The sequence below is a fragment of the Candidatus Poriferisodalis sp. genome, assembly GCF_965208895.1.
Taxonomy (GTDB): Bacteria; Actinomycetota; Acidimicrobiia; order Acidimicrobiales; family Poriferisodalaceae; genus Poriferisodalis.
In genome coordinates this window covers 240,241-262,364 of sequence record NZ_OZ242363.1, presented here as the reverse complement: position 1 = coordinate 262,364, position 22,124 = coordinate 240,241, and the positions used below count along the sequence as shown (strand labels likewise).

Annotated in this window: 20 protein-coding genes; 8 read left to right on the top strand and 12 right to left on the bottom strand. The window is 67.7% G+C overall.

The window, feature by feature from the left end:
- Nucleotides 1-64: 64 nt before the first annotated feature.
- Together ACOGJB_RS01225 and ACOGJB_RS01220 are read right to left on the bottom strand one after the other, a co-directional pair.
- Nucleotides 65-700 carry an HNH endonuclease gene (locus ACOGJB_RS01225; protein WP_419839021.1) on the bottom strand — a complete coding sequence of 212 codons (636 nt, stop codon included), beginning with the start codon at nt 698-700 and terminating at the stop codon, nt 65-67.
- A gap of 15 nt (nt 701-715) precedes the next feature.
- Complete coding sequence (locus tag ACOGJB_RS01220; protein WP_419839020.1) at nt 716-1,003, bottom strand: hypothetical protein; 288 nt, start codon at nt 1,001-1,003, stop codon at nt 716-718.
- 258 nt (nt 1,004-1,261) lie between these two features.
- On the opposite strand from ACOGJB_RS01220, the gene ACOGJB_RS01215 reads away from it, so the two are divergent.
- The 3 genes from ACOGJB_RS01215 to ACOGJB_RS01205 are packed head-to-tail and all read left to right on the top strand — an operon-like array spanning nt 1,262 to nt 5,722.
- Nucleotides 1,262-2,242: an AAA family ATPase gene (locus tag ACOGJB_RS01215; protein ID WP_419839019.1), complete on the top strand. Its 981-nt coding sequence runs from the start codon at nt 1,262-1,264 to the stop codon at nt 2,240-2,242.
- Nucleotides 2,243-2,270: 28 nt separating this feature from the next.
- Nucleotides 2,271-3,449 (top strand): DUF58 domain-containing protein, encoded by a 1,179-nt coding sequence (locus ACOGJB_RS01210; protein ID WP_419839018.1) that lies wholly within the window; start codon nt 2,271-2,273, stop codon nt 3,447-3,449.
- Complete coding sequence (locus tag ACOGJB_RS01205; RefSeq protein WP_419839017.1) at nt 3,446-5,722, top strand: transglutaminaseTgpA domain-containing protein; 2,277 nt, start codon at nt 3,446-3,448, stop codon at nt 5,720-5,722. The genes ACOGJB_RS01210 and ACOGJB_RS01205 overlap by 4 nt, the downstream gene beginning before the upstream one ends.
- Here the strand turns inward: ACOGJB_RS01205 and ACOGJB_RS01200 are convergent.
- The 3 genes from ACOGJB_RS01200 to ACOGJB_RS01190 all read right to left on the bottom strand — a co-directional run bounded on the left by ACOGJB_RS01200 (nt 5,719) and on the right by ACOGJB_RS01190 (nt 8,112).
- Nucleotides 5,719-6,096, bottom strand: a complete 378-nt coding sequence (locus ACOGJB_RS01200; protein ID WP_419839016.1) for a DUF3040 domain-containing protein — start codon at nt 6,094-6,096, stop codon at nt 5,719-5,721. The genes ACOGJB_RS01205 and ACOGJB_RS01200 overlap by 4 nt on opposite strands.
- 106 nt (nt 6,097-6,202) lie before the next feature.
- Entirely contained in the window at nt 6,203-7,582 is a 1,380-nt protein-coding gene (gene dinB, locus ACOGJB_RS01195; RefSeq protein ID WP_419839015.1) for a DNA polymerase IV, read from the bottom strand.
- 23 nt (nt 7,583-7,605) lie between these two features.
- The gene (locus ACOGJB_RS01190; protein WP_419839014.1) at nt 7,606-8,112 is read right to left on the bottom strand and encodes an NUDIX hydrolase; all 507 of its coding nucleotides are present in this window, start codon (nt 8,110-8,112) and stop codon (nt 7,606-7,608) included.
- A 237-nt stretch (nt 8,113-8,349) separates the two neighbouring features.
- Here ACOGJB_RS01190 and ACOGJB_RS01185 point away from each other — a divergent pair, with 237 nt between their 5' ends.
- From ACOGJB_RS01185 to ACOGJB_RS01170, 4 genes are all read left to right on the top strand, one after another.
- Nucleotides 8,350-8,769 (top strand): hypothetical protein, encoded by a 420-nt coding sequence (locus tag ACOGJB_RS01185; RefSeq protein WP_419839013.1) that lies wholly within the window; start codon nt 8,350-8,352, stop codon nt 8,767-8,769.
- On the top strand, nt 8,766-9,446 hold the full coding sequence (locus ACOGJB_RS01180; protein ID WP_419839012.1) for a response regulator: 681 nt from the start codon (nt 8,766-8,768) through the stop codon (nt 9,444-9,446). Before ACOGJB_RS01185 ends, ACOGJB_RS01180 begins: the two co-directional genes overlap by 4 nt.
- Nucleotides 9,447-9,521: 75 nt before the next feature.
- Nucleotides 9,522-10,937, top strand: coding sequence for a sensor histidine kinase (locus ACOGJB_RS01175; RefSeq protein WP_419839011.1), 1,416 nt, complete (start codon nt 9,522-9,524; stop codon nt 10,935-10,937).
- 47 nt (nt 10,938-10,984) lie between these two features.
- Nucleotides 10,985-11,572: a GerMN domain-containing protein gene (locus ACOGJB_RS01170; protein ID WP_419839010.1), complete on the top strand. Its 588-nt coding sequence runs from the start codon at nt 10,985-10,987 to the stop codon at nt 11,570-11,572.
- Here ACOGJB_RS01170 and ACOGJB_RS01165 read toward each other — a convergent pair.
- From ACOGJB_RS01165 to trkA, 3 genes are read right to left on the bottom strand one after another with little or no spacing between them, the layout of a single operon-like run.
- Nucleotides 11,547-13,136 carry a TrkH family potassium uptake protein gene (locus ACOGJB_RS01165; RefSeq protein ID WP_419839009.1) on the bottom strand — a complete coding sequence of 530 codons (1,590 nt, stop codon included), beginning with the start codon at nt 13,134-13,136 and terminating at the stop codon, nt 11,547-11,549. The two genes, ACOGJB_RS01170 and ACOGJB_RS01165, sit on opposite strands and share 26 nt — an antisense overlap.
- 52 nt (nt 13,137-13,188) lie before the next feature.
- Complete coding sequence (locus ACOGJB_RS01160) at nt 13,189-14,892, bottom strand: TrkH family potassium uptake protein (protein WP_419839008.1); 1,704 nt, start codon at nt 14,890-14,892, stop codon at nt 13,189-13,191.
- Entirely contained in the window at nt 14,889-16,232 is a 1,344-nt protein-coding gene (trkA, locus tag ACOGJB_RS01155; RefSeq protein WP_419839007.1) for a Trk system potassium transporter TrkA, read from the bottom strand. Before trkA ends, ACOGJB_RS01160 begins: the two co-directional genes overlap by 4 nt.
- Nucleotides 16,233-16,405: 173 nt before the next feature.
- On the opposite strand from trkA, the gene ACOGJB_RS01150 reads away from it, so the two are divergent.
- Nucleotides 16,406-17,944: an FGGY family carbohydrate kinase gene (locus tag ACOGJB_RS01150; RefSeq protein ID WP_419839006.1), complete on the top strand. Its 1,539-nt coding sequence runs from the start codon at nt 16,406-16,408 to the stop codon at nt 17,942-17,944.
- A gap of 1 nt (nt 17,945) precedes the next feature.
- Here the strand turns inward: ACOGJB_RS01150 and ACOGJB_RS01145 are convergent, their stop codons facing one another.
- From ACOGJB_RS01145 to queG, 4 genes are all read right to left on the bottom strand, one after another.
- Nucleotides 17,946-19,130: an aminotransferase class I/II-fold pyridoxal phosphate-dependent enzyme gene (locus ACOGJB_RS01145; RefSeq protein ID WP_419839005.1), complete on the bottom strand. Its 1,185-nt coding sequence runs from the start codon at nt 19,128-19,130 to the stop codon at nt 17,946-17,948.
- Nucleotides 19,131-19,155: 25 nt separating this feature from the next.
- Nucleotides 19,156-19,596 (bottom strand): SRPBCC family protein, encoded by a 441-nt coding sequence (locus ACOGJB_RS01140; RefSeq protein WP_419839004.1) that lies wholly within the window; start codon nt 19,594-19,596, stop codon nt 19,156-19,158.
- Nucleotides 19,597-19,724: 128 nt separating this feature from the next.
- A complete protein-coding gene (locus ACOGJB_RS01135; protein WP_419839003.1) occupies nt 19,725-20,840 on the bottom strand; it encodes a glycosyltransferase family 4 protein in 1,116 nt (371 codons plus the stop codon).
- Nucleotides 20,840-22,051: a tRNA epoxyqueuosine(34) reductase QueG gene (gene queG / locus ACOGJB_RS01130; protein WP_419839002.1), complete on the bottom strand. Its 1,212-nt coding sequence runs from the start codon at nt 22,049-22,051 to the stop codon at nt 20,840-20,842. The genes ACOGJB_RS01135 and queG overlap by 1 nt, the downstream gene beginning before the upstream one ends.
- Nucleotides 22,052-22,124: the final 73 nt, after the last annotated feature.

The window sequence follows — 22,124 nt, the reverse complement described above, 5'->3', positions numbered from 1 at the left end:
GGCAGACCGCCCGGGCCATGGCTGCGCCTCGCGGCTCAGCCGCTCAGGCCTGCTGCGGGTCCACTCAGACGAGCTGAGGACGCAGGTCGGCGAGATAGTCGGTCCACTCTGCGGGGGCGTCGCCTCGCATTGCGGCCACGACAGCAAGCGGTTCGGGAGCGTACGGAGTCTGGCGCAGCCGGTAGCGGCCATCCGACAGCAACGAGTCGCCCTTGCCCACGTTGCAAGCCCGGCAGCAGGCCACCACGTTTTCCCACGTGTGTTCACCGCCGCGGCTGCGAGGGTGAACATGGTCGATGCACTCCGCCCGATTCCCGCAGTACTGGCAGCGGTAGGCGTCGCGGGCGAACACCGCCCGCCGGTGCAGCGGCGCCCGTCGGCGGTACGGCGCCCGTGCGTGGTACCTCAGCCGCACGATCGAAGGCACAGACATCGTAAGGCGCGGCGAACGAATGCTGCCCGGCCGGGCGTGGATGACGTCGGCTTTGCCCGCCAGCACGAGCAGCAGGGCGCGTCGCACGGTCGTGATCGACAAGGGCTGGTAGGTGACGTTGAGCACCAGCGTCCGATCCGACAGCACGGAACGAGCCCGTGAGATCGTCGGGTCACGCAGGACGCGATGGCCATTGCGTGTGCCGTATGTCTTGGCCGCATCGCCAACCGATTGCGACGCATACGCGACGGCTCCCGGTGAAGTCATGTCAGGGGCCTCATGTCACGTACGAACCGCAACGGCGGCCGGCCAACGTCGGCACCATTCCAGCCATTGGATCAGATCGGAGGGTTCCGCGGCCGCATCCGCTTCGCTGCCGACCGCAGTCAGCAGGCGGAATCGCACATAGTCACGGTGAGGCAGCGGCAAGAACGGCGCTCGGGTCCACCAGCGATACGGAACCAGTCGCCTCATGGCGCTCGCCGCAGTGATCCACAGATGCGGGCGCGTTGCAATCGCAACCAGCGTCGCCCCCAAGCGAGGGCTGCGCAGAGTACGTGGTCGGCGCACCGGGCCACCTTAGATGCTGAGCCCCGGGCCCAAGCGGCCCGTGAGCGCAGCGAACAAAAGCGGGAAGCACAGCCCAAGCGGCCCGTGAGCGCAGCGAACAAAAGCGGGAGGCACAGCCCAAGCGGCCCGTGAGCGCAGCGAACAAAAGCGGGAAGCACAGAGCCCAAGCGGCCACGCTGAGTAGCCTCAGGGCGTTCTGAGCCTGCCGATACCAGCGAGCCAGATCGTTCCCCGTCGCATCCCCGAAAGTCAGCCGCCGTGCGTAATCACACCGCCCCGCAAACGCACGTGGCCGATGCCGAGACGTTCCGGCAGACGTTCGAGCGGATCACGGCGAATGTGGAGCAGGTGATCCGCGGCAAGACCGACGCCGTCGGACTCTCGCTGCTGTGCCTGCTGTGCGATGGGCACCTGCTGATCGAAGACGTGCCTGGCGTCGGCAAGACCAGTCTCGCCAAATCGCTGGCAGCCTCGATCGACGCACCGTTCGGGCGGATTCAGTTCACGCCCGACGTTCTGCCGTCCGATGTCATCGGCGTGAACGTGTGGGACGAGCGCGAGCGCACATTCGAGTTCCGTTCCGGCGCGCTCTTCTCCAGCATCGTGCTCGTCGACGAGATCAACCGGGCCTCACCGAAGACGCAGGCGGCGCTGCTCGAGGCGATGCAGGAACGCCAGGTCACCACCGACCGCACGACGCGCCCGCTCGGCCAGCCGTTCATGGTGATCGCCACCCAGAACCCGATCGAGCATGAGGGCACCTACCCGCTGCCCGAATCACAGCTCGATCGGTTTCTCATGCGGATCAGCATCGGCTACCCCGACGCGGACTCGGCCATCGAGGTGCTCAATCTCCACGACGGCACGACGGAGATCTCGCTCGAACCGGTTGCGACAGCAGGCGAGGTGCTCGCCATGGCACGCACCGTCACGGAGGTCCATGTCGCGCCGGTGCTGCGCCGCTACATCGTCGCCGTGGCCGACGCCTCACGACAGCGCGGCACGATCACGCTGGGCATCAGCCCGCGTGCGACACTCGATCTCCAGCGAGTTTCCCAGGCACGCGCACTCGCTGCGGGCCGGAACTACGTGGTGCCCGACGACGTGAAAGCTGCCGCCGAACCAGTGCTCGGCCACCGGATCAGACTGAGCCCCGACGCACAACTGCAGGGCTTGACGCCCCAGACAGCGCTGCGCGACGTCTTCGAAACCGTCGCCGTGCCCACCGCCGCCGGCTGACGCCCGTTTCGATGCCCCGGGGGGTCGCATGCTGACACGGCGGGGCCTCTCGGTGGCGATGGGCTCTGTCGTGGCCGCTGGAGCTGGGCGCCTCTTCGGCATGGGCGAGCTGCTCGTTCTTGCCGTCGCGGGCCTCGCACTGGTCTGCAGCGCTGCGGTATGGACCCGCACGCGCCGAATCCGTCTGCGGATCCAGCGCTCGGTGCAGCCTGTGCGGGTCCACGCAGGCGGCAAAGCACGGGTGCAACTCGCCCTCACCAACCTCGGCGGGCCATCCCCGGTGCTGCATGTGACCGACCCGGTCAGCGGCACGCTCGGGGCACGACTGCGGCTCGGCCCGTTGCTCGCCGCAGAGCGCCTGAACACGTCGTACCTGCTGCCGACGCAGCGCCGGGGTCGCCTGGAGATCGGTCCGGCGGCGGTCGATGTCGTCGATCCGTTGGGCTTGTCGCGCACCCCGATCGGGTCCGGCCCGCGGACGATGCTCGTCGTGTATCCCGCAACGCAGACACTGGTGCCGCCACGCCTTGCTCGGGGCCCTGAGCCGCTGGGACATGCAGCCGACGCTCACACGCTGCAACGCATCGGGGAAGATTTCTACGCACTGCGCGACTACACGGCCGGCGACGATATTCGCCGCATTCACTGGCCGTCGACTGCCCGTCTCGGCCGTCCCATGGTGCGCGAAGACGAGGTCCCCCGCCGCAGCCGGGTCACGGTGATGCTCGACACCCGCAGTACTGCCTTCGACGAAGCTCGTTTCGAGCTGGCCGTGTCGGCCGCGGCCAGCGTGGTGCTCGCCTGCGCCGCTCGGCACGATCCGCTCCGGTTGCTCACGGTCGCTGGGGCGGATACGGGCTTCGTGACCTCGGGGGAAGGCTTGGCGCAGCTGTTCGACCACCTCGCCGACGTCTCCACTTCGGCATCGGGATCGTTGCGCAGCGCACTCGCAGCCGCAGCGGCCACTGCGGTGGGCGCGGTGGTCGTCGTGCTCGGAGGGACGGCCCTTGATGCGGCTCGGGATGGCGAGGCGATCGCAGCTGCAAGCACGCGCAGATCGTCGATGACGGTCATCCGCATCTGCAGGTCCGGCGATTCCCTGCCGCCGGCCGGTCCGAGATTCCTCGACATCTCCTCCGCCGCCGAGCTCGGACCCAAATGGGCAGCAGCCCAGGCGTCTGAACAGACCGCAGCAGTTCGATCATGAGGGGACGAAGTCTTTGGCAGGTGGAGATCTCCCTGTGGCTGGCGACGCTGGTGTCCGTCCTCATCGCTCGGCGGCTCTTCGACACATGGGACTACGCACCCTTGTGGCTGATCCTGGCGATGGGCGGGCATGCGTCGGCCGCAGTGACGAGGCGGCAGCGCTGGCCGCTCGCGGCGGCTGCGACGGCGTCGGTGGTGATGCTGATCATTGTCGAAGGGCTGGCGCTCTACTCCGACACCTTGTGGCTGCGCGTGGCGCCCAGCGCCGAGACGCTCCGTCACGCCGCCGCTGACATCGCCGCAGCATGGAGGGCATTCGGCATCGTCGAGGCGCCGACACCTGCCACTGCCGGGTTCTTGGCAGTCGGCGGCGTCGCCGTCTGGCTCGCAGCATTCGTCGCTGACACGCTGGCGCTGCGTGCGAAGTCGATGGGCCCCGCATTGCTGCCAGCATTCGGCGTGCTCGCATTCGTGGGGGCATTGGGCACCGATGCGTGGCGCATTCGCAGCGCTGCCGCCGTCATCGTGTGCGCCGTCGCCTTCGCAGCCGCATACGGCATCCACCACACCGGCGACCGCACAGCGGTCGGATCATCGGAGCAGCGGCGTGCGTCGGTGCCGATGCGTACAGCGCTGCGCTTGGGCACCGCCGCGGCGGTGGGCGCAGCGCTGCTGGTGCCACTGCTGCCAGGCAGCGACGCTCCGGCGATCGTTTCATGGAAAGACCTCGATGGCAGCGCCCCCGCGTCGCGCGTGACGATCAGCCCCCTCGTCAACGCCCAAGGTCGCTTGGTGGGCACCTCGGGTGCAGAGCTGTTCCGCGTCCAAGCAGACGAGCCCGCGTATTGGAGGGTCTCGGGCCTCAGCCGCTTCGACGGGACGTTCTGGGGATCCGAACAGGTCTACGGAAATGCGACCCGACACTTGGGAGCGCGCGCCGATGACGACCTGCTCACCCAACGGTTCACCGTCGGGGCGCTCGACAGCATCTGGCTGCCGGCCGCGTACGAGCCGGTCGGCTACCACGGTCCAGATGTGCTGTACGACCCCGAGACCGGCACGCTGGTCACTCAGCACAGCAATGAGCTCGAGCCCGGGATGACCTACACCGTCCACTCGGATGCCGATGTTCCCTCCGTCGCCGGGCTCGTGGCCGCCGGCGACGAGGTTCCGCCCGACATCGCCGAGACGTACCTGGCGCTGCCCGAGGATTTCAACGAGCGCGTCGCAGGTCTCGCCGGCGACATCACGGCCGACGCGACGGGCCCCTATGCCAAGGCGCTGGCGCTGCAGAACTTCTTCCTCGAGAACTTCGTGTACGCGCTCCGGGTGCCCAGCGGGCACGACACCGAACGCATGGAACAGTTCTTGTTCTCCGAACGGCGCGGCTATTGCGAGCAATTCGCGGGCACCTACGCGGCGATGGCCCGAGCGATCGGATTGCCTTCGCGTGTTGCCGTGGGTTTCACGCCGGGCGAGCTCGTCGACGGCACCTTCGTGGTCAGGGGCGAGCACTATCACGCGTGGCCAGAGATCTGGATTGGGGGGCGCTGGGTGTACTTCGAGCCCACGCCGGGGCGCGGGGCTCCAGGGGCTGTGGTGTACACCGGCGTGGCACCCCAGCAGGTGGTGCCCGGCGACCCAGACGCGGCTGGTGAGGCGGGCTCCGGATTCATCGGGGCGCAGGGTCTCGAAGATCTGGAAGGACTGTCAGGCGATCTCGAGGGATTCGTGGACGTCCTCGATTTCGAGGGTTCACAGTCGCCCACCGGCAGATGGTCGGAGTGGCTCGTCGTGCCGTTCTACGCCGTACTGGCAGTCGGCATCGGATGGCTCATCACCGTGCCGTCGGTCGTGCGCATCCGCCGAGCGCTGCACCATCGCCGGGCGCGTCACGATGAGCGCGCCGCGGTCGCCGCTGCGTGGGACGACGTTGCGGAGACCCTGTTCAGTCTCGGCATCGATCAGCGGGCCACCGAGACGCACACCGAATTCGCCGATCGTGTCGACCGCCGGCTGCGCATCGATTCCGGCGAGATGCATGCTCTGGCCACTGCCGCTCAGGAAGCGGCTTTTGCCTCTGAGCCGCCGGCGCCGCAGACGGTTGCAGGCGCCAAGGAGCATGCGCAGCACCTCGAGACGCGCATCCAGTCTGCTCGCAGCCGATGGGACCGCCTGGGGACTGCCTGCCGCCCGGCGGCGATGGTCGCCGGGCCTCGCTCGCGGCGCCGCCGACGCAGCACGCTCGACGGCGAGATGACGAAGGCCGGCTAGCTGGGGTCGTCGCGGAAACGGCGCCTCATACGGTCGCCGAAGGAGTCCGAACTGTCGGGCTTGGTGCGCTTGGCGATCGAATCGGAGACTTTCTCGAGACCCAGCCTGCCCATCTTGCGAACATTGCGCTCGATCACGACTGCACTCGCGAACACCACCAGGAATGCGACGAAAGACAGCGCGAAGTGCACCTGCAGGCCTAAGCCGATGCCGACCAGACCCAGGATCCCGCCGAGCACAGCCCAGCGGATGTTGCGCAGGGCATGGCGAGTCAGCGTGGTCTCAGACACTTCCCGCGCGAACTCCGGGTCAGTGTCGTAGAAGTCCTTCTCGATCTCGAGCAGGATCCGTTGTTCGTCTTCGGAAAGCGGCACGCACAGACTCCAAAATGCTGTCTCGCCGGTGTTGGGTCCAGTGTAGGACCGCGCCCAGCACTACTTCCACGCGCCCCGCGTGCTTCGCGCCGACAAAGCCGTGAACTCAGCGGCCCCAGCGGCATTCGCCGGGCTGACCGCCTCGCAGCGCAGCCGACCCGTGCGCAATCACGGCACGGCCAAAACGGTCTCGAATGGCGTCCAGGGCGTCAGCAAGCTGGAGGTCGAGCTCAGAGTCGCCGGTCGGGCCGCAGTCCGTGTCGCCGCTGCGCGCTGGCTCAGCACCGGACCGCAGGCCCAAGTCGAATGCGAGCTGGAGTGGGGCCGAGGGCTGCGCGGATTCTTCGTCGACAGCGGCTGCGTCGGACTCGGTCCCGCCAGACGCCGTTTCCTCCAGGTTCGACACCGCCACTCCCAGCAAACGGATTCCCCCGCCCAGATCGAGAGTGCTGATGAGCCGCTGTGCCACCTGCGCGACTGTCGTGCCGGTTTGGACCGGCTCGTCGAGCGTGTGAGCTCGCGTCCGCAGCGAGAAGTCAGGATGCTTCACCTTGACCGTGATGGTCCGCCCCGACAGCCCGTGGGCGCGCAGACGGGACGCGACGGCATCGGCGAGCCGAATCGCTTCGCCTCGAATGAGAACTGCATCATTCAGATCGAATTCGAATGTCTGCTCGTGGCTGATCGAACGCGGAATCCCGCCTCGATGAACCGGCCGGTCATCACGTCCCTGTGCGAGTGCCGCCAGGTGCGCGCCGTGCGCCGTGCCGACAGCGGAGATCAGCCGCTCCAGCGGCACCGCCGCCAAGTCGCCCACGGTGTGCACATCGATCTCGTGGAGCCGACGCAGCGTCACCGGTCCCACGCCCCACAGCGCCTCCGCGCGGTGGGCCCGCAGGAATTCCAGCTCGTCCGCGACACAGACCACCCGAACACCGAGCCCTGGCTCGGGGCCGGTCGCGCGCACGGCCGGCTTCGCCGCTTCCGAGGCGAGCTTTGCCAAGGTCTTGTTGGAGGCGACGCCGACGGAGCATTCGAGTGCCACCGCGTCGCGGATGGCGTCGCGCAGGTGCCACGCGATCTCAGGCGACGGGCCGAAGAGCCGGTGGGCGCCGGAGACATCCAGAAAGGCCTCATCCAGCGCAATCGGCTCCACATGAGGCGTGACCGACTCAAAGACCTCCGCGATTGCCGAAGAGGCCTCGACGTAGCCAGAGAAATCCGATGTGATGACCGCAGCCCCCGGACACAGCCGGCGCGCCTGTGCGGTCGGCATCGCCGCGTGAACGCCCGACGCCCGCGCTTCGTAGCTGGCCGATGCGACGACACCGCGCCTGCCTGATCCCCCGACGATCACCGGGCGCCCGACCAGCGACGGATCGCGCTTGCGTTCCACCTCCACGTAGAACGCGTCCATGTCGACGTGCAGGATCGGGAGCTCGCTGGGATCGGTTGGGTCGGACAATCGATGCGGTGATCGGCTCATGGGACTGCGGTGGGTGGCTGCGGTCAGCGCCCCTCGGGCGTCACCACCAAGCCGCTGCGGTGATCGCCGGTCACGGTGTAACGGAACACGTGGCCCCGCGGAGCACCGCCGTCCAGGTACGCGAGCAGCGGTTCAGCCATCCATGCGTACTGGCCCCTCAGCAGATCTTCGATCTCGCCGATGCGCACCCATCGAGCGTCGAAGACGATGCCATCGGGATCGTCGATATCGAGGTCGCCGCTCCACTGCTGGGCCTCGTGAACCTCGACCTTCAAGAACCAACCGGGCCCGTCGGTGCCATCGGCCTCGACGGTGTAGAGGGGTCCGTCCCAGGCTGCGACCTGCAAGCCGGTCTCCTCGGCAACCTCACGGGTCAATGCCCCGAGCACCGTCTCGCCTGGATCGACGACGCCGCCCGGCGTACTCCAGTCGGTGCTGCCATTGCGTCGACGGTTGTTGACCATGAGCACAGCGCCGTCGTGCGCGAGAATGCCGCCGGCAACAGCCCATCGGTGCATGTCAGAGGGCACTGCGGCAGTCTGCCACGCAAGCCGGGCGCCTGAGCCGACACCCGACGCAGCGCACCGCACACCTAAAGGATGCGCGGATAGGTGAACCTTCCCGCTCTCGCACCAGTTGTTTCCCGCTCTGTTCCCAATTTCCATCGACTCGGCGCTCACGGGCCGCTCGGGCCACGGCTTCGCCTATCGGCTCAGCCTCTTGGGCGATTGACGGTCTGGGTCCCGTCTGGCCGTACCATGGCACGGGTGAGCGTGCAGGGCGACGACTGGCCGCACAGCGGTCCGCAGACACCAGGCCCCCCCGCCAGCGCCGACGATCCGATGGACGGCGGCATCGGGCTCACTGCTGCGCCCACCGCGTTGCCCTCCGTGCTCGCCCGCGCTGTGGCCTTCGCCGCGATTGTCGTCGCCGCAGTCTGCGGCGGGCTTGCGGGCTGGGCGACGGGCGCCCTGCAGTGCAGCCTGGACTGCGTCGGCCCCGCACTGGGCGGGACCGTCATCGGAGCGCTGGCAGCCGCGGCAGGCGTCGCTGCGCTCGCAGCGCTCGTGCTGCGCTCCATGAGCGAGTGGGCCGACCAGGCCTCAGTACAGCTTCGCCCCCGCAGCACCCCACAGGGGCGGCGCCGGGCCGGGGCTCGTACTGACAACAAGGCGGTACGGAAGTGACCACCAACGTTCTCGCAGTCGAAGATGACGAGCGAATCCGTACGGCGCTGCGCCTCGCGCTGGAAGACGAAGGCTGGCAGGTCAGCGAGGCAGAGTCGTGCGAGGAGGCTCTTGAGCAGTTCACACCTGAGAGCACCGACGTCGTGCTGGTCGACATCATGCTCCCGGGTCTCGACGGGTTCGAACTGTGCCGCTCGATCCGCCGCATCAGCCATGTGCCGATCATCATGGTGACTGCGCGTGACGACACCCATGACGTCGTAGCCGGACTCGAGGCCGGCGCCGACGACTACCTCACCAAGCCCTTCGCGCCCAAAGAGCTGTCTGCCCGCATCAGGGCCCTGCTGCGCCGAAGCCGAACGGTGGACGGCAGCGGCCTGCCGCGCACAGTCGGCGATCTCGACATCTACCCCGACGAAGGCGTCGTGACCAAAGGCGGCGACGAACTGCACCTGACCAAGACGGAATTCCGACTGCTCTGCGAGCTGTCCGACAATCCCGGCAAAGTGATGAGCCGCGAGCAACTGCTCGAGCGAGTCTGGGGCTACGACTACTTCGGCGACGGCCGGCTCGTCGATGTTCACGTGCGCCGACTGCGCCTCAAGATCGAGGACGACCCGGCCAGCCCGCGCTACGTGGCGACGGCCCGCGGCTTGGGCTACAAGCTGCGATCCTGACATGAGGTTGCGGTGGCCGCGGCCACTGCGGCGGCTGCTGTGCCCGATGGCGGCACCCGCTCGCAGGGTGGTGACATGAGGTTGCGGTGGCCGCGGCCACTGCGGCGGCTGCCGCTACGCGCCCGCGTCGTCGGGGCGTTCACGCTCGGCGCGATGCTGGCGGCGTTCCTGCTGGTCGTCATGACCTACAGCCTTTCCCGAGGCTCGATGCTGGGCCTGCGCCAAGATTCCTCCGAGGCCCAGTTCTTCGCGAACGCGACCCAGGTGCAGGGCTCGCTGCGTGCGGAGAGCCCCGACTTCGCCGTCCTCCTGGAATCGCTTCCCAGCCTCAGCGGCAGCCGCTCCATCGTCCGCACCGGACCCGACATCTGGCGATCTCCGTCGCTCGTGCCCAGCGACCTGCCCGACGAGTTTGTGGCTGCGGTGGAGCGGTCTGAAGAGGCCCACGCGATGCGATACCGGCTCGACGGTGTTCCCCAGCTCGCGCTGGGTCTGCGCCTGCGTCCGTCTGCGGTGTCCCAGCTCAGCGAAACGCTGTACTTCGAGGTAGTCCCCCTCTCAGAGATCGAGGCCACGCTCGCCAGCCTGCGCCTGATCCTCGGCGTAGGCGCCGCGCTGACGGTGCTCATCGGCGTCGCCGTCGGCGCCTGGGCCGGCGGACGGCTGTTGCGACCGCTGGCAACGGTGTCCGATGCTGCGAACTCGATCGCTCACGGCCGGTTTGACACGCGCGTCGAACGCAGCGACGACCCCGATCTCGCCGTGATCGTGGAGTCGTTCAACGACATGGCCGATGCCATGGAACGCCGGATTGCGCGTGACGCCAGGTTCGCGTCCGACGTGAGCCACGAGTTGCGTTCACCGCTGCAGACCCTGCGTAGCTCGATCGACTACCTCAGCGGCCATCGCGACGAACTGTCGGCTCAAGGTGCAACTGCGCTGGATCTGCTCGCTTCGGAGGTCGACAGGTTCCAGCAGCTCGTACAGGACCTGCTGGAGATCTCCCGCCCCGATGCGGACGGTTCGGTCTTCGAACGCGGCCTCGTCAACATCACCGAGTTGGTCCAGCATCGCGTCGCCACGCACGGGCCCGACGTCACACTGGACATCAGCGCGACTGCGACCGATGCAGTCGTGATCGGCGACAAGCGAGGACTCGCGCAGGTCTTCGACAACTTGTTGCGAAATGCCGACAAGCACGGCGGCGGCGTTGCCCGGGTGGAGATCTCCCGGCCGGGCAATTCGGTTCGAGTCGCCGTCGAGGACGACGGCCCGGGGGTCGCGCCGTCCGAACGCGAGCTCGTCTTTGAGCGTTTCACACGCGGTGCTGCGGCGCGCAAGCGAGGAGCTGGCAGTGGCGCTGGTCTCGGACTGGCGCTGGTGTACGAGCACACCCGCCGACATGGGGGAACTGTGCACGTGGAGGCACGCCCCGACGGCCGGCGCGGAGCGCGTTTCGTCGTCAGACTTCCCATTGCAGGGCACCGATGAAGCTCTCCCGCTGCGCAATGAAATGCCTCGGCGCAGCCATCGGTTGCGTGATTGCGACTACCGGGTGCGGATTGCCCACCGACGACGCTCCTTCCCGTGTCGAGGTGCCGGCAGGCGTCTTTCCCGAACGCAACAACCAACCCGTCGTGGGTGCAGCTCCCGATACGCCGACAACCTCGCTGCATGCGGTCTACTTCCTGCGCGACGGCCTGCTCGTGGAATTGCAACGTCCCCTCGCAGCACCGGTCTTCCTCGATGCCCCTCTCAACAACCTGCTGGCTGGCCCGACACCGGCCGAAGCCGAGAACGGACTCGAATCCGCGATCCCGGCCGGCACCGAGGTCGTGGACGTGCAGCTCTTGCGGAACAACGTCGTATCCATCCACCTCAATGAGGTGTTCTTCGAAGTCGAAGGCGCCCAGCGGGTGCGCGCGGTGGCACAGCTCGTCCTCACCGCCTCAGCGCTCGCACGAGACAGCCAGGGCGTGCTGTTCTTTCTCGACGGCGTCGCGCAGTTGCTTCCCGACGGGGCCGGGACAATTGCTCAGGTCCAGCCCGGCGAGCTTCCTCGCGCGCTGCGGGTAGACGACTTCAGCGAGTTGATGCCGCTCACTCCCCTGCGCTCTGTCTCTTGAGCGCTCGTGTGGATGCGTGGGTCTCCCGGCGAGTCAGCCGGCGCGGTCCGCGTTGTGCAGCCTGGCGCCCGTAGCGCGAGCGAGTGCCAGCCCGCATCGCCGCTACGAACATCAGCATCGTGGGAAACACTTCGAGGCGGCCGAACAGCATGAGCACCATCATCACCGGCCGCGACGCACGCTCGAACGCCAGCGCCGATGACGTCGGCCCGGCTTCGCCCAGCGCCGGGCCGACGGTGCCGATAGCCGAGACTGCTCCGGAAAAGCCGGTCTCGAGATCGTTGCCCAGTGCGGTCATCAGCACCCCGCCCGCCAGAGCAAGACCCAAGTAGAGCAACACGAATCCCAGCGCCCGCGCCGCCACGTCCTCAGCCACGGTGGTGTCGCCGATGCGCATCGGCAGCACGGCTCTGCGGTGGCGAGCGCGGATGACCTCGCGGACCGCGTAACGGGCCACGATCTGCAAGCGCAGCACCTTCATTCCGCCTGCGGTCGAACCCGTCATGCCGCCCACCAGGAACAGCGCCAGCAGGACGATCTGCGCGGAAGGCGTCCAGAATGGCGAATGGGTGTAATCGGTGAGGCCGTAGCCGGTGTTGGACCCCAGCGACGCTGCGTAGAAGGCTGCCTCGCGGATGTTCTGGCCCAGGTCGAGCTTGCCGGAGTTGAGCACCAGCAGCGCAATCGCGGCACCGCCGATGAGACCCAGGTACCAGCGCAGCTCCGAGTAGCCACGCAGTCTCGAACGCGTACGCATGATCGTGTGCCAATGGATCGAGAAGCTCGCGCCGCACGCGATCATTCCCACAATCACCACCAGCTCCACGGCCAGCGAGTCGAAGAAGTCAATCGATGCCGAATGCGTCGAGAAGCCCCCCGTCGCCACGGTGGTGAAGGCGTGCGCCACCGCGTCGAACAGGCTCGTACCCGCTGCCAGCAGAGCCAGTGCGACCGCCACCGTGAATCCGCTGTACAGCATCCACAGCCGCCGAGCCGTGGCCGCTATGCGCGGGGTGAAGCGATCGGCCGTCGGGCCGGGCGCCTCGTTGGCGATGAGCTCCAGCCCGCCGACCTTCAGTGCGGGCAGCACGCTCACGGCGAGCACGATCAGGCCCATGCCGCCGAACCACTGGGTCATGCTGCGGAAAAAGAGGATCCCGTGGGCAACCCCGTCGATGTCGGCCAGGATCGTGGCGCCCGTGCAGGTGAAACCCGACACGGACTCGAACAACGCGTTGTCGGCTTCGCTCCAGCCGATCACGCCGCTGAACAGGTACGGCATCGTTCCCGCTATCGAGACCGCCAGCCAAGCCCAGGCCACCGAGGCGAATGCCAGCGGCGAATCGGACCGGTCCGAGGCCGTGGTCGAGCCCATCATGGCGCTGCCGGCACTTGCGGTGATCGCGGCGGAGGCCGCCAAGGCGAGCGCTCCCCCGCCGCCGTCGATGAGCGCGACGCCTGCGGAGACTGCCATGCCCGCAGCCACCAGCAGCAGCGCCACACCGCTCACGTGCACCGGGGTGGATTCGAAGCGACGCCCCGCCAGCAGGGTCGAGACGTTCATCGACAACGCGACCTGCGCTGCGGGCGCCCCAGAGGTGCCGTTACAGGGTCGCTCATCGCACCCTCACCCCGTAGGCCCTGCGGCGACGCCATTGCCCGTGACGGACCGCAGCCACTGCCGGATAGACCGCGACGCTCAGCGCCACCGCCGTCGCGGTCACCGACATACGCCCTGCCAGCATGAGCAGCCCTGCGGTGAGGCGCCCCAGCCAGCCGACCGCTGCCAGGTGCCCGGTCGAGCCCACTGCAGGCACCACGCTCGACAGCTCCGGATCGACATACGACACAGCGGGCCCGACATTGGAGAGCGCGGATACGGCGTAGCTGAGCGCGCCGACGATGTCGAGCCCGCTGGCGCCGAGCAGGATCGCCGCGGGAATCAGCAGCAGCGCTGCGAGCAGCAGTTCTCCCACGATGCGGCTGATCGTGGTCTCCGAGATGGTCGAGCGGCCCAAGCGCAGCCGCTCGGCCAGCGATGGGTAGATGGCGCGGCGCAGCTCGCGCCCGATATAGGAAGCGAGCGTCAGCAGACGCACAACCTTGAAACCGCCGGCCATGGATGCGCTCATGCCGCCGATCACCATGAGCACCATCAGAATCGCTTGGCTGCCGGTCGACAACTCGATGAAGGACGCTGTCTCGAAGCCGGTCGTCGAGATCACCGACACCACCGCGAACAGCGACTGGCGGAAGTGCTCATGGCCGAAGAGGTGCCCGAAACCGAAGTCGTCACGGGTCCACAGCGCCACGGTCACGGTGGCGAAGACGATCAACGTGACATACAGCCGGAACTCATAGCTCCGAATGAACCGGGCCGGATCACGGCGCCGGATCGCCAGGAACATCAGCGGCAGGCTCACGCCGCCGGCGGCCATGCCGAAGATCGCCACCCATTCGATAGCCGCCGAGTCGAAATGACCCAGTGAGTCCGCGTACGTGGAGAAACCCCCGGTCGATGCCGTGGTCAGTGCGTGCAGCACGCTGTGGGTCAGCGGCATGCCCGCCAGCGCGTAGCCGACGGCGACCAGCACGGTGAGAGCCGAGTACAGCAGCAGCAGGCGGCCCATCGTGCCGGCACTGCGCGGCGCCAGCCTGCGAGCCGAACGGGTCGCCACTCCCCCATCGGAGTCCAGTCCGCCGACGCCGAGGTGTGGCAGCACACGCACCAGCACGACGATGAACGCAGCCCCGCCCAACCACTGCCCCGCCGCTCGCAGCGCCAGCATCCCGCCCCCGAGTTCCAGCTCTCCGCCGCCGGGATCGGCTGGCAGGATCGTCGTGCTGTTGGTCCCGGTCACTGTTGCAGCTGCCTCGGCGAAGGCTGTCGCCACCGCTGTGGGTGCTACCGCCCCGGTCGCGAGGTGAGCTATCGCCACGGCGGCCACCGCAGCGAACGACCCGAGCACCAACGCTGTGAGGGTCTGGCGTTCGGTGATGCGCCGCTCGAAGCGGCACAGTCGCAAGAGGGCCAGGGCGAACAGCGCGATGGCAGCGCTTGCGATCAGCAGCGGGACCGCATCAGTCCCGGACTCGCCTCCTGCTGCAACCTGTGCTCCGAACAACCAGTCGAACACTGCGCACGCTGCCAACACTGGCGATGCGGCGGCCAGCACCACCAAGGCCGTGATGGCAAGGGTCGATTCGTACGGCCCGCGCGCCCACTTGTGCAGCGAGCCATCGACGGCTCGCACCGCGCGCACCACCAAGCGGCGCAGCCTCTCGCGCTCGGCAGCCCGGCGAGCCGGACGGGGTGTCACCGAAAGGCCTGCTTGACCTCGTCCACGCAGTCCGGCGTCACAAAGGCGACCACGTGGTCCCGCGCCCTCAGCTCGCTGCGGCCCCGCGCAATGCGGGCCTTGCCGTCGCGCACGACGGCGGCCAGCAGCATCTGGCCGGGCAGGTGGAGATCGTGCACGCTCGATCCGTCAGCCTTCGAGCCAGCGCCCACCGCGAATTCGAGCACTTCGACATCACCTTCGAGGAAGGTGGCGACCGCTGTGACGTCGCCACGGACCATCCGCAGCACCATGTTGGCGCTCGCGGTTCGGGGCGAGAGCGCTGCGTCGATGCCGACCTGTTCCAGCAGCGGCAGCAGCGACAGGCGATGCACCACCGCGATCGTCTCGCCGGCGCCCTCCGACTTGGCGTACAAGCAGGCCAGCACATTGGCGTCGTCCTCGCCCGTGGCCGCGACGACGGCGTCGAAGCTGCCGATGTCCTCGCGAGCGAGGACATCGATATCGGTGATGTCGCCGTGCAGCACCAGAGCACCTGCGTGGCGCTCGCTCAATTCGAGACACCGTTCATGCTGCAGCTCGATGATGACCACGTCGATGTGACGTTCGAGCAGGCGGCCCGCCAGCAACCCGGCGGTGCGACCTCCGCCCAGGATCATGACCCGGCGCAAGTCGGAGCGGCTGAGCCCCATGATCTCCATGAGCTCGCGCCGGCCCTGACGGCGGCAGACAACCCTCAGCAGGTCATGGGGCTGCAGCGTCGTGTCGCGCCGCATCACGGTGACGTCGCCGTCGCGCGACAGCGCCCCGAAGATGAAGTCCCATTCCGGCTCGTAGTAGGCGCCTACCTCGGCCATGGTCTTGCCGACGAGCGGGGCATCTTCGGCAAGCCGGGCACCTACCACGAGGACTTCGCCGTTCGCGAGCTCGTTGATGTCCGAGACGCCGTGGTACACGAGCAGATCCATGATCGCGTCAGCGGTCTGTTCGTCGGGGTCGAGCACCAAATCGACGCCGATCGCATTTCGCAAGCCGCGGCCCGGTCTGCCACGCAAGTCGCCGTCCTGCAGCCGTGCGACGGTCGCCGGCACACCCGCCTGCTTCGCCTGCATGCACGCCAGCAGGTTGACCTCGTCGGCGTCGGTGACGGCCACGACGACTTCGGCGCGATCGAGGCCGGCTTCGGCAAGCACGCTGGGATTGGTGCCGCTCCCAGTCACCGTGAGCAGGTCGACCTCGGAGGCGAGCGCATCGAGGCGCCCTGAATGCCGGTCGATGACGATGACATCGTTGCCCTCACGGCTGAGGCGCTCGGCGATGTAACTTCCGACCTCGCCGGCCCCCACCACGAGAATCCTCACAATTGGCGACCCTACTTCGGGCCACAGAGGCTGCGCCGCATGGCGCAGCCGTGGCCCGAGCGGCCCGTGAGCGCAGCGAACAAGAGCGGGAAACAATGGGTTGCAAAGCAACAATGCTCGTCAATCCGCGCATCCTCACTGGAAAGGGATGTCATCATGACCTGGGAGGCTCCATGGCTCTCGTTGTAGCAATCGATGCAGGCACTACCGGCGTGCGCTCGATGGCAGTGGACGAGACCGGCACCGAAGTGGCCTACGCCTACCGGCCCTTCCCTCAGCACTACCCCGGTCCGGGATTGGTCGAGCACGACCCCAACGACATCTGGATGGCCACGGTCACCACCCTCGGCGAGCTCTGCGCCAACCTGCAGGCACTCGACGACGGGCAGATGCCGGCAATTGCCGCAATCGGCATCACCAATCAGCGCGAGACCGTGGTGGCGTGGGACCGACGCTCGGGTGAGCCCCTCGCGCGCGCCCTCGTCTGGCAGGACGTCCGCACTGCGGACCGATGCGAAGCGCTCGAAGCCGCCGGCCACCTGCCGCACGTCCGCCGCCTCACCGGCCTGGTCCTCAGCCCGTACTTCAGCGGCACCAAGGCCGAGTGGCTGCTGGGCGACGGCGGCGTGGAGGCCAACGCGAACCTCGCCATCGGCACCGTGGACAGCTGGCTGATATGGAAGCTGAGCGGCGGCGCTGCATTCACCACCGACGCGACGAATGCCTCACGCACGCTCCTGTACGACATCACCGCCGGCAGTTGGTCGGCCGAGATGTGCGACCTGCTGTCGGTGCCCCCCGAGGCTTTGGCGGAGATCCGCCCCTCGGTGGGACGGTTCTGCCAGACCGCAGACACCACGGCCCTCGGGCCAGGCATCGCGGTCAGCGGCGTCGCCGGCGACCAGCAAGCGGCGCTCTTCGGCCAGTGCTGTCACGACGTCGGCATGGCCAAGAACACCTACGGCACAGGGTCGTTCGTGCTGATGAATGTGGGCGATACATGCCCGGAACCGATCGACGGGCTGCTCACGACAGTGGCTTGGGATCTCGGCGCCGGACCGACCTTCGCGCTGGAAGGCTCAATCTTCGCCACAGGTGCAGCCGTGGGCTGGATCACCGGCATCCTCGACGGTCCAGACGACGCAGCAGATGCCGAAGTTCTGGCCCGCAGCGTGCCCGACAGCGCCGGCGTGGTTGTGGTGCCCGCATTCGCCGGCCTCGGCAGTCCCTGGTGGGATCCGAACGCTCGCGGAGCGATCATGGGTCTCACCTTTGCGTCCACTTCGGCGCACATTGCACGGGCCACGATCGAGTCCATGGCGTTGCAGACCCGCGATGTCGTCGAGGCGATGAGCACTGGGGCAGGCCGTGGCATCGCAGAGCTGCGCATCGACGGCGGCGCAGCGATCAACAACCTGTTGTGCAGCATCCAAGCCGACCAGCTCGGTGTCCCCGTCAGCCGACCGGTCGTGACCGAGACCACCGCCATGGGTGCAGCGATGCTGGCTGGGCTGGCACAGGGCGTGTGGTCGTCGCCTGCCGAGGCAGCGTCGGTGTGGCAGCTCGACCGGCGCTTCGAGCCTTCGGGCGACCAGACTTCGGCTGCGGCGCTTCACGCGCTGTGGCGACAAGCGCTCGAACGGACGCTGCGCTGGCCGGCGGGCGAGTCATCTCGCTCCATCGCTGCGGAGCAAGCGCCCGAGCCGGACTGACTCAGTCGGCGGGCGTGAGCAGGTCCAAGGCACCGCGAAGCTGGCTGACCGCCTGACGGATGCGGTGCTCGTTCTCCACGAGTGCGAATCGCACGTGGCCTTCGCCTCCAGGACCGAAGCCGACGCCTGGGGACAGAGCGACATTTGCCTCAGAGACCAGCAGCTTGCAGAAATCGACCGAACCCAGGTGGCGGTACGGCTCAGGGATCTTCGCCCAGGCGAACATCGTGCCCTTGGGCGGCGGAAGCTCCCAGCCGATGCGGCCGAGGCCCCGCACGAGAACATCGCGCCGGTCGCGGTAGGTCTCACGCACTTCGGAGGGGTAGTCCTGCTCCTCGTTCATCACCACCGTGGCTGCGATCTGAATCGGCTGGAACGTGCCGTAGTCGAGATAGCTCTTGAGCTTGGCGAGCGCCGCGATCACCTCTGCGTTCCCCACGCAGAACGCGACTCGCCAGCCCGCCATCGAGAATGATTTCGTCAGGCTGTAGAACTCGACCGCGACGTCCTTGGCGCCTTCGGCTTGGAGGATCGAGGGGGGCTCATAACCGTCGAAACCCAAGTCCGCGTACGCGAAGTCGTGAACCAGCACGACCTCGCGTTCACGTGCGAAGTCCACAATCCGCTGCATGAATTCGAGGTCGACGCAGGTCGTCGTGGGATTGTGCGGAAACGACAGCACGATCACCCGCGGGCGCGGCCACGAGTACTCGAATCGCTCCACCAGACGCTCGAAGAAGGTCTCGCCGACATCCAGCGGTACCTCGCGCACGCTCGCACCGGTGAACAGCGGGCCGAAAATGTGAATCGGATAGGAGGGCGCTGGCACCAAGCAGGCGTCGCCGGGTGCGAGCAAGGTCCACATCAGATGCGAGAAGCCTTCCTTCGCTCCGATGGTGTTGATGATCTCGCTGTCGGGATCGAGTTCGACGTTCCACTTGCGGCGATACAGGTCGCCAACGGCAGCGCGCAGCTTGGGGATGCCGCGACTGGCCGAGTACCGGTGGTTGCGAGCGTTGAGTGCAGCCTCGGCCAGCTTCTTCACGGCACGTTCGGGCGACGGCAGGTCTGGATTGCCGAAGCCCAAATCGATGACGTCGGCGCCGGCGCGCCGACGCTCGATCTTCAGCGTGTCGATGATGGTGAAGACGTACGGCGGCAGGCCACTGATGCGGCGGAACTCCATGGCGCTGGCGGCGATCCTCGGCGCCCTAGCTCGCGGGACCGGACTCGAGCCGCGCTGCGAAGTCGGCCAGCGCGGTGTGGGCGATGCGCCGCTCTGCGCGGCGCTTGACAAAACCAGGCAGCGGTACCGCCAGCACCAACGCGAGCTGATACAGCACTTCGGTGCGCCCCGGCTCGGCTGTCGGATTGAACTCGTATCTGCCGTCGAGATGCTTCACGACATCGCCGTCGACCAGTTTCCACGAGATGCGGTGCGGCGCCCCGCTGTGGTCGTATGCAAGCGAGTACTTCGCTGAGCGCCCCAGCGCCTCGACGCGGAACGAGGCCTGTGTTGCTCGACCTTCGGGATCGCTCTGCGTCACCGTCGCCGCAGAAACGTCGGTAGCCCACTGCGGGTACTGCTCGATGTCAGAGATCAGCGCATAGCAATCTTCGGGAGACGCCGTCACGACCGTGGTCATTGTCATCTCATCGATCATCGTTGCGTCCCGCGTCCTGTGTGCTGACCGGCCCCCATTGTCTCAGCGGCCGCATGCATGCGCCACAGGGTAAACCCGCAGCAGTCGAACCCCCTGCTTTCTGCTGTGGAAACGCGCTAGCGGGACAGGGCCGTTTCGAGCTTGGCTGCGAGCCCGTCGTAGGAGAAGTGCTGTTCGGTCTGTTTACGCGCCGCAAGCCCCATTGTTGCCCTCCGTTCTTGTGAGGACAACAGATCGTCGATGGCGGCGGCCACATCGTCCACGTCCGCCGGCCGTTCCACGACGAGCCCCGTCCGGCCGTGATCCACCGCTTCATGGCTGCCACCCGAGCGGCCCGCGACCGCGGGCACCCCGCATGCAGCGGCCTCGACGAACACAATGCCGAACCCCTCTTGCTCCAGTCCCGCCCACCGGCTGCGACACGGCGCTGCGAAGACATCACCCATTGCCATGAAGCGCGGCACGTCATCGGCGCTGATGCGGCCCATGAAGGCGACCGGGGCGTCCAGGCGCCGGGCACGCCGCTCCAGTCGCTGCCGATCACGTCCCGCGCCCCCTATCGCCAATGTCAGCCCCGGATGCTTCGTTGACAGCCGGGCCACAGCGTCGATGACGGTGTCAAAGCCCTTGCGCGGAACGAGTCTGCTCAGGCAGACCACCAGCGGCCCCCCCTCCACGCCGAACCTGCGGCGGGCCCCCAAGCGCTCGTCGGCTCCGAGCGGCACGAACCGGTTCGTGTCGACTCCGGGCGGCACCACGGTGACGGGCAGCGCACGCGACGCGCATCGCTCTGCTTCGCCAGCCGCGTACCCCCCTGCTGAGATCACCATCGAGGCATCTCGAAGCACCCCAGCCAGCACGGCACTGAGGCCCCCTAAGCGGGCAGGGACCGTCACCTCGGCGCCGTGCAGCACGACGCCGTAGGGCATGCCCAGTCGCGGACCCAGCGCGCCGAGCGGCAAGGCCGGGTCGAGCAGCACGATCTCAGCGCCAACCTCCTCCGCCAGAGCGCGAATTCGTCTCGCCAGACTGGGATGCGGCAACAGCACCCGATTGCGGGTTCGCACGATCCGCATGGGCTGGCCGGCGTCGAAGTGCGCTGCACCCCGGTGCGGGGTCGTGAGGATCGTGGTGGACTCGGGCGGCAGGCGGCGCCACAGCTCCCAGAGATAGTTCTGGATGCCCCCGATCTTGGGCGGGAAGTCGTTCGTGACCAGCAGATGCGGACGCATCAGCCCGCTGCGTACCGCGGTGGCACCGACATGACCAGCTCAGCCGCCACAAGACCATCCGGATCGTCGTCGCCGAGGCCGTTGCATCGTGCCTCGGCGACAAGTTCGTCTCGACCCAGCCGGCGCGCCGCCCACACTGCGTGACCGGCAACGACGTCGGACGTCGATGCGAGCGACCGCCGTAACACCTCATCGACGGCGGCAACTCCGGGATCGCCGACATTGCCGAGCACGACGAGGGCGTTGCGTCGCAGATACGACGGTTGCCGGCGCGGCACATACCAGTGCCCGAATGCCGTCATGAGCTCGTCGTCGGTCATCTGCAGCAGTTCCACGACGTCGACAGCGTCGCTGCGCGTTGCGCTGTCGCCACTGCGGCCGAGCTGGACCGGTTGGCCGCGCTGAACCGCTGGGGTGGAAGGTGGTGCGGCCGCCGCATCATCGTTGAAGGGGCACACGGTCTGGCAGTCGTCGCAGCCGTAGAGGCGATTGCCGAGGGCGACACGGTGCTCAGGCGGGAAGGCGCCCGCCGCCTGGACAAGCCAGGCCAAGCACCGGTTGGCATCGAGCACGCCCGCGGTGTCGAGGGCCCCGGTGGGGCAGGCCGTCTGGCAACGGCGACAGGTGCCACAGCCGTCGGATTGCACCTCGCTCGTCGCCGGCAGCTCTGCGGTCGTGACCACCGAACCCAGCACGGTCCACGACCCGAGCTCTCGCGACAGCAGCATCGTGTTGTGACCCAGCCATCCCAGCCCGGCGCGGGCCGCAGCGGCGCGATCGACCAAGCGATTGTCGTCACAGACCGCGACTGCGGCGAAGCCACTGCGCTGCAAGACCTCGCAGATTCGATCGAGACCTGCTCGCAAAGCCCCGTAGGCATCGGTTGCCACGTACGCCGCCACGACACCGTCTCGATCGCTCCGGCCGGCCGGACGTTCGGGGGGCGCGAGCGAGTCCGGCGGATCGTAGGTGCGGGCACACACCACGATGCTGCGAGCCCCCTCGAGGATGTTCCCGGGAGTAGTGGAACGCTCGGGCCGCCCATAGGTGAACCACATGCCCGCGTGCAAGCCGGCTGCCTTGCGCTCGTCGATCGCCTGGCGCGCTTGGGTGAACGGCGCTGCGTCGGTCACACCCAAGGCATCCAGGCCAGCAACGGCTGCAACGTGCCGAACCTGTTCGAGCAGCGAACGATCTGCGCCTGGCACCATCGCCCAAGTGTGCCGTGACGATGAGGCTCACTCGTACGTGCTTCGATTTATGCTGGAAGCGGCGATAAAGCCG

What these genes read in the sequence shown, in the direction of transcription:
- ACOGJB_RS01225 (WP_419839021.1), bottom strand. Translation starts at nt 700, where the DNA reads ATGACTTCACCGGGAGCCGTCGCGTATGCGTCGCAATCGGTTGGCGAT.
- ACOGJB_RS01210 (WP_419839018.1), top strand. Translation starts at nt 2,271, where the DNA reads ATGCTGACACGGCGGGGCCTCTCGGTGGCGATGGGCTCTGTCGTGGCC.
- ACOGJB_RS01205 (WP_419839017.1), top strand. Translation starts at nt 3,446, where the DNA reads ATGAGGGGACGAAGTCTTTGGCAGGTGGAGATCTCCCTGTGGCTGGCG.
- dinB (WP_419839015.1), bottom strand. Translation starts at nt 7,582, where the DNA reads ATGAGCCGATCACCGCATCGATTGTCCGACCCAACCGATCCCAGCGAG.
- ACOGJB_RS01175 (WP_419839011.1), top strand. Translation starts at nt 9,522, where the DNA reads ATGAGGTTGCGGTGGCCGCGGCCACTGCGGCGGCTGCCGCTACGCGCC.
- ACOGJB_RS01165 (WP_419839009.1), bottom strand. Translation starts at nt 13,136, where the DNA reads ATGAACGTCTCGACCCTGCTGGCGGGGCGTCGCTTCGAATCCACCCCG.
- ACOGJB_RS01150 (WP_419839006.1), top strand. Translation starts at nt 16,406, where the DNA reads ATGGCTCTCGTTGTAGCAATCGATGCAGGCACTACCGGCGTGCGCTCG.
- ACOGJB_RS01145 (WP_419839005.1), bottom strand. Translation starts at nt 19,130, where the DNA reads ATGGAGTTCCGCCGCATCAGTGGCCTGCCGCCGTACGTCTTCACCATC.
- ACOGJB_RS01140 (WP_419839004.1), bottom strand. Translation starts at nt 19,596, where the DNA reads ATGACAATGACCACGGTCGTGACGGCGTCTCCCGAAGATTGCTATGCG.
- ACOGJB_RS01135 (WP_419839003.1), bottom strand. Translation starts at nt 20,840, where the DNA reads ATGCGTCCGCATCTGCTGGTCACGAACGACTTCCCGCCCAAGATCGGG.
- queG (WP_419839002.1), bottom strand. Translation starts at nt 22,051, where the DNA reads ATGGTGCCAGGCGCAGATCGTTCGCTGCTCGAACAGGTTCGGCACGTT.